The sequence below is a fragment of the Pseudoalteromonas sp. T1lg65 genome (genome assembly GCF_051930985.1).
Taxonomy (GTDB): Bacteria; Pseudomonadota; Gammaproteobacteria; order Enterobacterales; family Alteromonadaceae; genus Pseudoalteromonas.
Map to the genome: position 1 here is coordinate 2,270,169 of NZ_CP196837.1, position 12,421 is coordinate 2,282,589.

Below are 12,421 nucleotides of genomic sequence, written 5' to 3' on the forward strand. Positions count from 1 at the left end.
ATGGGTCGACGTATTATGCTCATTCCAATCTCAACAGGGGTTGGGTTAACTGCTGTGTCGGTTGGTATTGTCCGCGCACTCGAACAAAAAGCGGTTAAAGTTAATTTTTTCAAGCCTATATCTCAACCAAGAAAAGACGATAAAGGTCCTGAAAAATCGACCTTGATCATCCAGCAAGGTTCTGCAATTCAGCCGCCAACACCTTTTGAGCTCAGTTATGCTGAGCAAATGATTGGAGATGGCAAGGGCGATGACTTGCTAGAAGAAATCGTTGAGCGCTTTGAAAGCGTCATTCAGGACGACGAGGTAGCCATTATCGAAGGCATGGTGCCAACACGTCGCCAACCTTATGCAGGTCGTGTTAACCGTGAAATCGCACAAACGCTTGGTGCCGATATCATTTTTGTACTCACACCCGGTAACGACAATAACGAGCAATTAGAAGACCGCTTAGAAATCGCCGCAGGTAACTATGGCGGTGTTAATCATTCACGGGTATTGGGCTGCATCTTCAATAAGGTAAATGCCCCGCTAGATGAAGATGGTCGTGCTCGCGCTGATTTAGTCGACCAGTATAAGCCCGAAGAACTCGAAAACGAAATGAACCGCCTTGCTTCGTTACCTATATTCCGTAAACATCCATTTATGCTGTTAGGAGCCATCCCTTGGGACTTTGACTTAGTTGCACCTCGTGTCATTGATCTTTGTAATTACATGAAAGCAGAGGTCATAAATGCCGGCGATATGATCCACCGTCGCCTTCGTCGCGTCACATTTTGCGCCAGAACCGTCTCTAATATTCTTAATCACTTTACTCCAGGTGCGTTATTGGTAACGCCAGGTGATCGCTCTGACATTTTGGTTGCGGCTTGTCTATCTGCGATGAACGGTACAAAAATCGGTGCTATTTTACTGACTGGTGGATTTAAACCCGAACCCAAAATCATGATGCTTTGTGAGCAAGCGATGGAAACGGGCTTACCTATCCTAGCTACGGAGGCGGACACTTGGCGCACTTCATTGCTACTTCACAATTTTAATATGGAAGTACCAAGCGACGATGAACAACGGATTGAAAAAGTAAAACAGCACAATGCCGCCCACATTGATAATGATTGGCTAGATAGTTTAACCAAAGGCGTCGCTAAAACACGTAAGCTTTCGCCGCCAGCATTTAGGTTTCTGCTGACTGATTTGGCTCGTAAAGCGAATAAAACCATCGTGCTGCCTGAAGGAAACGAACCAAGAACCATCAAAGCTGCGGCAATTTGTGGCGAACGTAATATCGCAAAGACTGTATTGCTTGGTGAGCGTGACGAGATTGAACGTATCGCAGCACAGCAAGGCGTGGAATTAAACAGCAATGTGACCATTTTGGAGCCTCAGCAAGAAATCGAAAAATACATTGCCCCCATGGTTGAATTACGAAAAAACAAAGGATTAACTGAGGTTGTTGCCGAGGAACAGCTACAAGACAATGTGGTCTTGGGCACAATGATGTTGGCACAAGGAGTCGTGGATGGCTTGGTATCAGGTGCGGTAAACACCACAGCAAACACCATACGACCACCGCTACAGCTGATTAAAACAGCCCCCGGAGCGTCTTTGGTAAGTTCGGTGTTCTTTATGTTGCTGCCAGATCAAGTACTCGTTTATGGCGACTGCGCCATCAACCCGGATCCAACCGCGGAACAATTGGCTGATATTGCAATTCAATCCGCTGATTCAGCAGCGGCATTTGGAATCGAACCAAGAGTTGCAATGATCAGTTACAGCACTGGCACTTCTGGACAAGGCGCCGATGTTGATAAAGTACGAGAAGCAACACAAATAGCCCAACAAAAGCGTCCAGATTTAGATATCGACGGACCATTGCAGTATGATGCTGCAATCATGGAAAATGTCGCCAAGAAAAAAGCGCCTAATAGTAAAGTTGCCGGTAAAGCTACGGTGTTTGTATTCCCGGACCTCAATACTGGTAACACCACCTACAAAGCGGTGCAAAGGAGTGCTGAGCTGATCAGTATTGGACCGATGCTGCAAGGCATGAGAAAGCCAGTTAACGACCTTAGCCGTGGCGCGCTGGTTGATGATATTGTCTACACCATTGCACTGACCGCGATTCAAGCGAAGCAAAACGACCAATAGTAAATTAAGCCCAACTACGTGTTGGGCTTTAATCTCTCGTTGCATCCATTTAACAGGTAATTTACTCTAGCGATACTTACAACTCGGCTATACTAAAACGAAGCAAATTTATAGGTTGAGCTATGTCGAAGCAAACATTACAGCTGCTAAAACAAGAATTTACGATACATAGCCTAGATAATGACGCTACGGTGCCAGCTGCGGTATTGGCCTGTGATGTTTTCTTTATTGCCAAAACTAGTGACGAATTATCGATAGTCTGCCCTTCCAGCATAGAAGTGGATAGCTTTGCCGCAGAGTCACAATGGCGAGCATTTGAAATAATTGGTCCACTGGGGTTTTCTCTCACTGGGATCATGGCGAATATTTCGGGTGTGCTAGCAAAAGCCAATGTGTCTATTCTAACCATCTCGACATACGACACTGATTATATTCTGGTAAAACAGAACCAAATTCAAACTGCTGAAAAAGCGCTAACCAAAGACGGGTACTTGCTCCTTTGATCCAGTTATCTGCTCCTGTTCAATATCGCCCGATTTCGCAAATTGCAAACCCAATTGCGAATATACCAAGCCCATTCACAGGTAAAGTTTTGCCATTATCTCACCACCCCAACCCTACTATCGCTTCAGGTATATTAGGTATCGGTGTTTGTGTGCAACTTAACGTGCCTTTGTTGTTATCGCCATGCAATGGCATCATTGAGCAAATAAGAAAAAATAGCCGAGAGTATATCCTCAAAGGCAGTAATGGCCTGCGCTACTTACTAAACTTAGAAGTTGCCAATGAGTACGCTAAAGCAGAGTACTTAAAGGCTAACTGCTTTGGTAAACAACACGTCAAATTAGGTGAACCTTTATGCTTTTTTGACGTACCACTTGATGAGGCAAAGACTTTTGCAGCGATTGTGTTGCTCAATGCACAAAAATTGGGGGCGTGTTATTATCCCCTACAACAAGTAACCGCGGCCAAAGAGCCAATAATTACCATAGCAAGGGCATGTTCAATATGACCATCACAATGTTTGGGATCAGTAACTGCGATACCATAAAAAAAGCAAAAAAATATCTACAAGACAACAACCACGATTTTACTTTTCATGATTACCGTCAAGATGGCCTAAGTGCTGAGTTATTGAGTCAATTTGTCGCTGAGCTTGGCTGGGAACAAGTGTTGAATAAACGTGGTACAACCTACCGAGCACTCAGTGATGAACAAAAACAAAATTTAAACAGCAACTCTGCTCAACAATATATGTTAGACGCGCCAGCCATGATCAAAAGACCTATTTTACAATACCAAGGTAAATATTATGTGGGCTTTAAAGCAGCACAATACGATGAGATATTTGCTTAATGAGTGACGTTGTTAAACTTGCACAAGCATTAATTCAAAGAGCCTCTGTCACGCCAGATGATGCTGGTTGCCAACAATTGATGAACACTCGGCTTGCGAAAATAGGCTTTAATATAGAAGAACACTTTTTTGTTGATACCTTAAATACCTGGGCGCGTAGAGGCGACTCAGGGCCACATTTTTGCTTCGCAGGACATACCGATGTTGTCCCTGTCGGTGAAGAATCAGCATGGCAATATCCTCCTTTCTCGGCCGAAGTCGTCGATGGTGTTTTGCATGGCCGTGGCGCCGCAGATATGAAAGGCTCTCTCGCCGCGATGGTGGTTGCTACAGAACGCTTTGTTGCGAAAAATCCAAATCATCCCGGGTCGATATCATTTTTAATTACGTCTGATGAAGAAGGTCCATTTGTAAACGGCACGACTCGTGTTGTAGATTTGCTAGAAGCTAGAAACGAAAAAATTGATATGTGTCTAGTGGGTGAACCTTCGTCTCGACACAAGCTTGGTGACGTTGTTAAAAATGGACGTCGAGGCTCTCTCACCGGTCATCTCAAGGTCAAAGGGAAACAAGGCCATGTCGCCTATCCTCATCTAGCGCAAAACCCAATCCACTTGGCTGCTCCGGCACTGGCTGAATTAAGCCAAGCCACTTGGGACCAAGGCAATGCATTTTTTCCAGCTACGAGCTTTCAGATATCAAATATCAATGGTGGAACAGGTGCTGGCAATGTGATCCCCGGTGAATTAAGCGTTCAGTTTAATTTTCGTTTTAGCACTGAAGTCACCGTAGAAGAACTGCAACATCATGTCATCGCCATTTTAGATAAATACAACTTGGATTATCAGCTCAATTGGATTGTTAATGGACTGCCATTTCTAACAGAGCCAGGTCCACTACTTGACGTCACGTTAGAGGCAATCAAGGAAGTAACGGGTATCGATAGTAATCCAGAAACAACAGGTGGCACTTCAGATGGTCGTTTTATCGCGCAAACAGGCTGCAAAGTCATTGAGTTAGGTCCTATTAACGCCACTATACATCAAGTTAATGAGTGTGTGAGCTGTGACGACTTAGACCAACTTGCGTTGATCTATGAAAAAATCTTGGAGAAGTTGTTTGTCTAACGGCTGCTTAACTATCACTGAGCGCATCGCTTGTGGCTTAGATCAAAGCCACTTGGTCGATTTTCAAGGCAGGCAAGTGCATGGTGAGATCGTCGCAGATCTTAATAGTTTAGTAGAGGCAGCTAAAAAGGCAGGTTTTACGTTTGCTATTGCTTCATCTTATCGAGGGTTTGAGCGTCAGATGCAGATTTGGAATGCCAAATTTGCCTCAAAACGTCCCGTTTACGACTTAAGTGGTGATCAAGTAGATCTTTCTTCACTTGATGAGCTGGCCAAGATCCATGCAATAATGCTGTTTTCAGCGCTTCCAGGGGCAAGTCGACACCATTTTGGCAGCGATCTCGACGTATTCGCCAGCAACTGTATCCCTACAGGTCAAAACCTTCAGCTCGAGCCTTGGGAATATCAAGACAGTGGTTACCTTTATGAATTTAATCGATGGCTGGATAACAACTTAGCGCGTTTTGGCTTCTATCGACCTTATGATGAGTACCGTCAAGGCGTCGCCCCGGAGCCTTGGCATATTAGCCATAGAGCCACCGCGTCAAAGTTAACTCCTGTGCAGTCTGTAACGGCGATTGCCAATGTGATCAGAGAACATGATGTGCAAGGCAAGGATTGTATTCTCGCTCACCTTCCTGAGCTTTATGAGCGCTTTATTATTAATGTTGCTTAGCGTGTGCTAGGGCCTGTTGATGTTTCAAGTTTGTTTTTACAGCCGTTTGCTTGGCATTGATACAAGGCAGAGCCTGCGTAGCATAGTGATTCTATGTGAGTCAGGCGATTACGTCGTAGAAATGCCAATCAAGCGTTGTCCTTCGATTTCACCTCAGTGGGCTTTGAGCGCCGCGCTCAAAACCCACTAAAGTGAATAAAAATCAAACAACAAAGAACAACAGAGGCCCTAAGCAACCGTTTTCCGAACGTTTATTTTTCGTGTAACGCGTCTAGTCTTGCAAGCAAACTAGAGGTATCAAAACGACCCCCACCAATCGCTTGTACATCGGCGTAATATTGATCAACTAACGCAGTTAACGCCAAACTTGAGCCATTGCTGCGCGCCTCATCAAGGGCAATTCCCAGATCTTTACGCATCCAATCAACAGCAAAACCAAACTCGTATTCTCCAGCTAACATGGTTTTATAACGGTTTTCCATCTGCCATGAACCAGCCGCGCCTTTGGCAATGGTTTCAACCACTTTTTCGCCGTCCAAACCGGCTTTTTTGGCAAAGTGAAGCCCCTCAGCAAGACCTTGAACGACACCTGCAATGCAGATTTGATTGACCATTTTACACAACTGTCCGGCACCAACATCACCCAGCAATTGACTAAAGCGAGAATACGCCGCCATCACAGGTTGTGCTTTTTCAAATGCCTCACGGTTTCCACCAGCCATAACTGTCAGTACACCGTTTTCAGCACCCGCTTGGCCTCCAGACACCGGAGCATCAATAAAGTCAACTGATTGCAGCGCTGCTTGTTCAGCAACCTCGCGAGCGACTTTCGCCGAAGTCGTTGTATGATCAACCAAGATAGCGCCCGACTTGATACCTGCTAACACGCCTTCTTTGCCATAAACGACTGAACGCAAATCATCGTCATTACCGACACACATGAATACTAAGTCACAGTCGGCAACGGCCTGTTTAGGTGTCGACTGGTAATCTCCAGAAAACTCTTCAGCCCAATTCTGAGCTTTTACTTGAGTTCGGTTATAAACCGTTACTTGATGACCTGCACTGCGCAAATGTCCGGCCATTGGATAACCCATTACACCTAAGCCTAAAAAAGCGACCTTCACTGACATATTTCTGTCCTATTTCACTGTTATCTTTATGAGAATGGAGATTTTATACCCGAGCATCAGAGTCATAGCAAATGAATTTCATGTTATGACTAATAGATATGTACATTATTAACACACGGAGCCTAAAAGGATGGAGAATATATATCGTTTTAGCGTACAGCTTATTGACGGACAAGTGCTGCCGCTAAAAACATTGGCCGGACGGCCCATCCTCATTGTCAACATCGCAAGCAAATGTAGCTTTGCGCCACAGCTTTCTGCGCTTGAAAAGCTGTATCAAAAATACCGGCCTTTTGGGTTGGAAGTTTTGGCGTTTCCTTGTAACCAATTTGGCCGCAATGAACCTCTTGAAGATGAAATGCTAAAAGAGTTTTATAGCTCTCACTTTGATTTAAGTTTTAAAATTTGTACTAAGACTCAGGTCAATGGTCCAGAGGCGCATCCTTTGTTTGGATACCTTAAATCGAACACCCGAGGTATTGCGCAAAATCGCGCGATAAAATGGAACTTTACAAAGTTTCTAATTAACACCGAAGGCATGCTAGTATCACGTTATGCACCCAGAACAAAACCAGAAACTTTAAAATCGGTGATAGAGAGTCAGCTAAATCATGAAAGTCGCCCTGTTCAGCTCGCAAAACTATGAAAAACCTTTTTTCGAAGATGCTCGCACACAGCATAACACAATAGAATTTCACTACTTTGATGAATCTCTCAATGAGAACACCGCGTCACTTTGCCAAGGCTTTGACGCGGTTTGCGTGTTCGTCAACGACAGTGTTAATGCCAATGTACTTACTTTGCTACACTCATACGGAATAAAGTGTATTGCGCTCAGATGTGCAGGCTATAACAACGTAGATATCGCCAAAGCACACGCGCTTGGGATCGACGTCGTCCGTGTACCAGCATACAGCCCTGAAGCGGTTGCCGAGCATTGTATTGCGCTGATGTTGACGCTAAGCCGAAAAACCCATAAAGCTTATAACCGAGTCCGAGAAGATAATTTCGACTTAAATGGCTTACTTGGCTTTAACCTTCACAATAAAACAGTTGGCGTGGTAGGCTGCGGTAAGATTGGTCAAGCGTTAGTCCGAATTCTCAACGGTTTTGGTGCGAACGTACTGGTTTTTGATCCCAATGTAGGCGAAGGTCCGTATACGTTGGTTTCTTTCGAAATGCTACTGTCTCAAAGTGACATCATTAGCCTGCACTGCCCACTGAATGAAGACACCCACCATATGATTGATGAATCTGCATTTGAGAAAATGAAGAATGGTGTAATGTTGATTAATACCAGCCGTGGTGCCCTAATCGACACACAAGCTTGTATTCGCGCTTTAAAGTCTAAAAAGTTAGGCTATCTTGGACTAGACGTTTATGAGCAAGAGTCAGAGTTATTTTTCAAAGACCGCAGTGAAGAAATCATACAAGACGATATATTCTTACGTTTGGTGAGCTTTCCCAACGTGCTAGTTACTGGCCATCAAGGGTTCTTTACCAAAGAAGCGTTACGTCAAATTGCCACCACCACAGTAAAGAACCTCGATACTATTTTTCAAAATGGTAGCTGTGAAAACTGTGTTATTGCCTAATTTAACCTCAGCTGAAGTTAAATTAACGCCGAGTCACTAATGCTCGGCGATATCTAATCCTATTTTTCTATAGCTTATCGAGTTGCGCCTGTAACCGGGCTTCGGTTTCAACAAAAAAGTTGTAGTATTGATGGCTTTTGCCCGCCACCTGCAGAGTAGTTTTTATCTGCGCTAACGCACTTGCCATATCCCCTTGCATTTCATAACCGTAGGATAGCGCATAGTAAGCCTCTGCTGATTTAGGGTGTAGATTAATATTATATTTGAATACCGAAATGGCTTGATCAACTTGCTTTCTATCAACGAGGTTATAACCAAGACTCCTCACTACATCATTTGGTGGTGTGATCTGCTCACCCCACTGCTTTGACAACCGATTATAGTAATCATCTATCGACGCTGTGTTTCCAGAAAATTCGCGCATTGGCATTTGTGTCGGCAAAAACAGCTGTTTATAGGCAAAAAATGCCCCCGCTGAAGAAGTTAAGCCATGTGCAACACCGTCAAAGCTATCGGTCACGACTTTCAGACCTTCCGGTTTGTTTTTTGTGATGAACTGCGCCATGTCATCGTAACGCTCACGCATAATTCCAGCTTCTTCACCAATATTAATATATAAGTAGCTATCTAACTGTTTGCTTTTGCTGATAAAAGCTTTAGTGCTTTTGGCTGTCGCACCGAAGTTCCACCAAATAGCAGGGCTATATGCAATATGGGCTTGGAACAGCCCCGGTCTCGCTTGCATAGCGTAAAGCGAAAACACCCCTGCTGCGGACGCACCAGCAATAATTTTATAGTCGTGAGTACGATAGTTATCATCCACATATGGAATCAATTCTTTCTCGATAAAGTTTAAGAATTTGGCGGCACCACCGCCTTGCCCCTCAAATCCCATGGGTTCAGTATTTACTGTCGGATAGTAGTCGCGAATTCGGTCGGTATTCTCTATCCCAACAATAATCGCTTCAGGTGCTGCTTTTACATTTTGCAAACGCTCCAAAACAGAGCTGATTAGACCTGTATTTTCTACTCCATCAAGACGATAAATAACGGGATAAACCTTACTTGGGTTAGTGTGGTAGCTTTTTGGTAGCACTACCGTAAATTCTCGTTTTTCTCCGAGCTCTTTTGCATTGAGGTGATGCTGATAAGAAAGTTTTGCAGTTTGTTGTTGTTTGGCATAGCTCGTCGAGCAGATAAAGGCGCAAGCCGCAAATAAAGCAGCGAATAAATAGGTTTTTTTGTTATTCAACACGTCAATCCTTACCGTTATTTATATTGCCAATGCACTGTTAAGTTACATTGTCTTGTTGTTTTAATTTGGTTAAGCACTTGTTGTTCATGTAGTTTTGGACGTTGTCCCGCTCTGGAGGTTATCACGTAGTTACCCAAATCACACCTTAATTGAGGCATCAGAAACACGATAAGTTTAAATTACGCATAAAAAAAGAGCACCCTAATTTAAGATGCTCTTTTGTTACTTCAAGTCAGAGTTAGTGATCTTTACGCTTTGCTTTTCAGCTCTTGTGTGACCTTAGCTAAGCCTACTTCAGAAATTCTGGTGGTGATCTCTTTTTGCTTCGCACTCAGTAAAGAAATCCCTTCTGCCACCATATCATATACCTTCCAGCTACCATCTTTACTTTGGCGAAACTTGAAGTGGATATCGATATCTGGGCCATTGTTTTCTTTGATAACCGCTTTTACTGTTGCAAATTCAGCGTCATTTGAAGTTGGAAGCTCCTCAAAAACCACTTCTTGCCCTTTATACTGCAATAACGCATTGGCATAAGTCGCAATTAAATACTCGTCTACAGCACCAATAAACTCAACCGCTTCCTCTCTTTTTAGGCCTTTAATATGCTTACCCAACAACTTAAAGGAAACAAACTTCACATCGACGTGAGGCATTAAACGACTTTTTACAATACCTTTCATCTCAACAGGTGTCGCTTTTCCATCTTTATTAACTGTTTTTATGTCAGCAAACAGTTGGTCGCCAACTTGGTTGATCAGCGAATAGGGAGAAGACTCCGCTGACACAAAACATGAAAACAATAAGATGCCTAAACTAACTAAAAATCTTTTCATCGATTTATTCCTTAACTGTAAAAAAGCGTTAGTCATTCCTACCTAACCGACGCTCACTTTCTAAACCTATTAATCAACGTGTAAAAAGCACGCTCACGAGTGCTTTTATGACTTCCTTAATCTGTACGGTATTATATGTTTTTTGGTTCGCTAAAAATGTCAAAATTTGTATCAAATTATGCTATTTACATTTAAGCAATAATTAATTTGTGGCATTCACATAAAAACAATTTAGATCGAGCGGATAGCTATCAAGGCATCGCTAACGATCAGTTTGGCTTGAGTTTTTTTATCGTCCACTGAGTAGCATGATAGGAAGTAATCCAATTTATCATTTCTTTAACTCGCAACGGCTCACTAAATAGACCCCCTTGCAGGTAGTCACTGGATAACGAGTTCGCGTAATCGTAATCTGCGTCGGTATTAATATTTGCAACACGAACCATACAGCCAAGTTTTTTGCCAAAATATACATACGTTTCAAATGTTGCGCGTGACTTCACGGGATCTATAGATTGGCCAATCAGTTTAAAATGAGACAATGGTAGATTTTGGATTTCGCTAGGATTGGCATAACCGGCTTCACATGTCACACCCCCTACTCCAAATCCCATTTCCTTCAATGTTTCAAGGAGTTGATTAAGCTCAAGCTGGCTAATCTCCAAGCTACCAAGGGTAATTTCAAAAACTAATCGACTAGGATCAATACAATATTGATCAAGGCAATTGGCTAGAGTAGAAATCAATAATCCTGAAGGAATTCCATTTAAAGGGAGTTCTGCATGTATTCGCAATTGAGAGTTTGTCTTCAATAATAGTGCACTGTCGGTAAAAACGTTATCCAACAAACAACTTACAAAACTCTTCGTCCGATTATTTTCATGAGCAATGGCGCTCAATTGGGTCATTGTTACAACATTTCCGTTAGGCAAAGGCCAAGCAAACCTTGTTTCTACTCCGTAAAGATCGCCATTGGCGGCTGAAATAATTGGCTCGTAATAGGTTTCCAAACACTGTGACGCAAATACGGTTTCGCTTTGCGTGTGTAAATGGTTATCGACTTTCTTTTGATTATGAATTTCTTCGTCGTAAACAATAATACTTTGCTGAGACCGCTTAGCTGCATACATAGCAACATCAGCCTGCTGCATTATTTGGTCAATGTCCCGCTTCAAGTCAGGAAGAAAAATACTGACACCAGCACTGTAACGCACATCAAGTGACACACCAGCAATTTTGATCCCAGTACCCAAATGACTTAACAAAGTATTATTCTGCGCATATATTTCACGGATGTTGACCGTATCCAGCAGTATCGCAAATTCATCACCACCAATTCGAAATAATTGATTTCCTTTTAGCAATGCCGACTCCATTTTTTTTGCGACTGCAACCAGCAACTGATCTCCAAATGCGTGGCCTCTTTTATCGTTAACTTCTTTGAAACTGTTCAAATCGATCAGCATAAAACTGAATGAACGATGTGCAGCAATCAACTCAACGGAGGTTTCTTGTAACTTTTTACGATTTTTGATTTTGGTAAGAAAGTCGTGGTCGGCTCGATACTGAGCATCACGCTTAGCATTATTTAATTCTACGAGGCTTGAATAACTTAACAAACTTACTACTGCGACAAACACAGAACCAAAGAACAAAATAACGCATAAGGCGTATTCAACTATCGTGGGTGTCGATGCCTGCCACAGATAGTATCCGTAACCTATGTAGCAGCAAATAAAAAAGCACACTAAACCACAAAGCAGCTTCCAACCGACTGAAGTCGCTATGTGACAAATTTTGGCAATGAATACCAAACTGTAAGCCAGAATAAAGCTGCCAATAAAAACAGCAAAAGAAGCTATCAAAATAATCAGCTATTTTGGTCTGTAGGTATTTTTAGTGTAGATGATTATTGTAATAACTGAGATCAACGTTGCAATTGAGGGCAATGGCTTTGCCAGCCATTGCCCTTTAAGTTAAATAACTATTACTTAGCCTGTTTCAGCATTGCAAACAACTGATCTTTTAAATGCAGTCGTTGTTTCTTTAATGACTCTAAATAGTCATCACTAGAGTGCTCTACTCCATCTTCTATTCTGATCACGGCGTTGTCCACATCATGGTATTCATCAAAAAGTTTTGAAAAGTGTCTATCAGACATTTTTAGCTCATGAATTTTATCTTTAAATTCAGGAAGCTCTTTAGAAAGTGTATGGCGCTCTATATTCATGATGTATTTGTCCTATGTGAGATTAATGTTCCGTCCTTCGTAGACACAGCGCAAAATATCGCTTG

Annotated in this window: 13 protein-coding genes; 8 read left to right on the plus strand and 5 right to left on the minus strand. The window is 42.7% G+C overall.

Annotated features, from left to right (window positions below; all coding sequences use genetic code 11):
* From pta to ACSLBF_RS09925, 6 genes are all read left to right on the plus strand, one after another.
* Positions 1-2,148, plus strand: coding sequence for a phosphate acetyltransferase (pta, locus tag ACSLBF_RS09900; protein WP_440053254.1), 2,148 nt, complete (start codon positions 1-3; stop codon positions 2,146-2,148).
* A 122-nt stretch (positions 2,149-2,270) separates the two neighbouring features.
* Positions 2,271-2,651, plus strand: a complete 381-nt coding sequence (locus ACSLBF_RS09905; RefSeq protein WP_440053255.1) for an ACT domain-containing protein — start codon at positions 2,271-2,273, stop codon at positions 2,649-2,651.
* Positions 2,648-3,160, plus strand: coding sequence for a PTS glucose transporter subunit IIA (locus ACSLBF_RS09910; protein ID WP_440053256.1), 513 nt, complete (start codon positions 2,648-2,650; stop codon positions 3,158-3,160). The genes ACSLBF_RS09905 and ACSLBF_RS09910 overlap by 4 nt, the downstream gene beginning before the upstream one ends.
* Positions 3,157-3,504 (plus strand): ArsC family reductase, encoded by a 348-nt coding sequence (locus ACSLBF_RS09915; RefSeq protein WP_440053257.1) that lies wholly within the window; start codon positions 3,157-3,159, stop codon positions 3,502-3,504. Before ACSLBF_RS09910 ends, ACSLBF_RS09915 begins: the two co-directional genes overlap by 4 nt.
* The gene (gene dapE, locus ACSLBF_RS09920) at positions 3,504-4,631 is read left to right on the plus strand and encodes a succinyl-diaminopimelate desuccinylase (RefSeq protein WP_440053258.1); all 1,128 of its coding nucleotides are present in this window, start codon (positions 3,504-3,506) and stop codon (positions 4,629-4,631) included. Before ACSLBF_RS09915 ends, dapE begins: the two co-directional genes overlap by 1 nt.
* The gene (locus ACSLBF_RS09925) at positions 4,600-5,307 is read left to right on the plus strand and encodes a M15 family metallopeptidase (protein WP_440053259.1); all 708 of its coding nucleotides are present in this window, start codon (positions 4,600-4,602) and stop codon (positions 5,305-5,307) included. Before dapE ends, ACSLBF_RS09925 begins: the two co-directional genes overlap by 32 nt.
* 251 nt (positions 5,308-5,558) lie before the next feature.
* On the opposite strand, the gene ACSLBF_RS09930 is transcribed toward ACSLBF_RS09925, so the two are convergent.
* Positions 5,559-6,440: an NAD(P)-dependent oxidoreductase gene (locus ACSLBF_RS09930; RefSeq protein WP_440053260.1), complete on the minus strand. Its 882-nt coding sequence runs from the start codon at positions 6,438-6,440 to the stop codon at positions 5,559-5,561.
* Positions 6,441-6,570: 130 nt separating this feature from the next.
* Between ACSLBF_RS09930 and ACSLBF_RS09935 the strand changes: the two genes are divergently transcribed.
* Together ACSLBF_RS09935 and ACSLBF_RS09940 are read left to right on the plus strand one after the other, a co-directional pair.
* Positions 6,571-7,086 carry a glutathione peroxidase gene (locus tag ACSLBF_RS09935; RefSeq protein WP_440053261.1) on the plus strand — a complete coding sequence of 172 codons (516 nt, stop codon included), beginning with the start codon at positions 6,571-6,573 and terminating at the stop codon, positions 7,084-7,086.
* Positions 7,052-8,035 carry a 2-hydroxyacid dehydrogenase gene (locus ACSLBF_RS09940; RefSeq protein WP_440053262.1) on the plus strand — a complete coding sequence of 328 codons (984 nt, stop codon included), beginning with the start codon at positions 7,052-7,054 and terminating at the stop codon, positions 8,033-8,035. Before ACSLBF_RS09935 ends, ACSLBF_RS09940 begins: the two co-directional genes overlap by 35 nt.
* A 67-nt stretch (positions 8,036-8,102) precedes the next feature.
* On the opposite strand, the gene ACSLBF_RS09945 is transcribed toward ACSLBF_RS09940, so the two are convergent.
* From ACSLBF_RS09945 to ACSLBF_RS09960, 4 genes are all read right to left on the minus strand, one after another.
* Positions 8,103-9,290 carry an alpha/beta hydrolase-fold protein gene (locus tag ACSLBF_RS09945; RefSeq protein WP_440053263.1) on the minus strand — a complete coding sequence of 396 codons (1,188 nt, stop codon included), beginning with the start codon at positions 9,288-9,290 and terminating at the stop codon, positions 8,103-8,105.
* Positions 9,291-9,538: 248 nt separating this feature from the next.
* Entirely contained in the window at positions 9,539-10,126 is a 588-nt protein-coding gene (locus ACSLBF_RS09950) for an MlaC/ttg2D family ABC transporter substrate-binding protein (protein ID WP_440053264.1), read from the minus strand.
* Positions 10,127-10,395: 269 nt separating this feature from the next.
* Complete coding sequence (locus ACSLBF_RS09955) at positions 10,396-11,991, minus strand: diguanylate cyclase domain-containing protein (RefSeq protein ID WP_440053265.1); 1,596 nt, start codon at positions 11,989-11,991, stop codon at positions 10,396-10,398.
* A 122-nt stretch (positions 11,992-12,113) separates the two neighbouring features.
* Positions 12,114-12,356: a YdcH family protein gene (locus tag ACSLBF_RS09960; protein WP_440053266.1), complete on the minus strand. Its 243-nt coding sequence runs from the start codon at positions 12,354-12,356 to the stop codon at positions 12,114-12,116.
* Positions 12,357-12,421: the final 65 nt, after the last annotated feature.

Bases quoted from the DNA above. Each gene is read 5' to 3' on its own strand.
- pta (WP_440053254.1), top strand. From the start codon at position 1: ATGGGTCGACGTATTATGCTCATTCCAATCTCAACAGGGGTTGGGTTA.
- ACSLBF_RS09950 (WP_440053264.1), bottom strand. From the start codon at position 10,126: ATGAAAAGATTTTTAGTTAGTTTAGGCATCTTATTGTTTTCATGTTTT.
- ACSLBF_RS09960 (WP_440053266.1), bottom strand. From the start codon at position 12,356: ATGAATATAGAGCGCCATACACTTTCTAAAGAGCTTCCTGAATTTAAA.
- ACSLBF_RS09915 (WP_440053257.1), top strand. From the start codon at position 3,157: ATGACCATCACAATGTTTGGGATCAGTAACTGCGATACCATAAAAAAA.
- ACSLBF_RS09935 (WP_440053261.1), top strand. From the start codon at position 6,571: ATGGAGAATATATATCGTTTTAGCGTACAGCTTATTGACGGACAAGTG.
- ACSLBF_RS09905 (WP_440053255.1), top strand. From the start codon at position 2,271: ATGTCGAAGCAAACATTACAGCTGCTAAAACAAGAATTTACGATACAT.
- ACSLBF_RS09925 (WP_440053259.1), top strand. From the start codon at position 4,600: ATGAAAAAATCTTGGAGAAGTTGTTTGTCTAACGGCTGCTTAACTATC.
- dapE (WP_440053258.1), top strand. From the start codon at position 3,504: ATGAGTGACGTTGTTAAACTTGCACAAGCATTAATTCAAAGAGCCTCT.
- ACSLBF_RS09930 (WP_440053260.1), bottom strand. From the start codon at position 6,440: ATGTCAGTGAAGGTCGCTTTTTTAGGCTTAGGTGTAATGGGTTATCCA.
- ACSLBF_RS09940 (WP_440053262.1), top strand. From the start codon at position 7,052: ATGAAAGTCGCCCTGTTCAGCTCGCAAAACTATGAAAAACCTTTTTTC.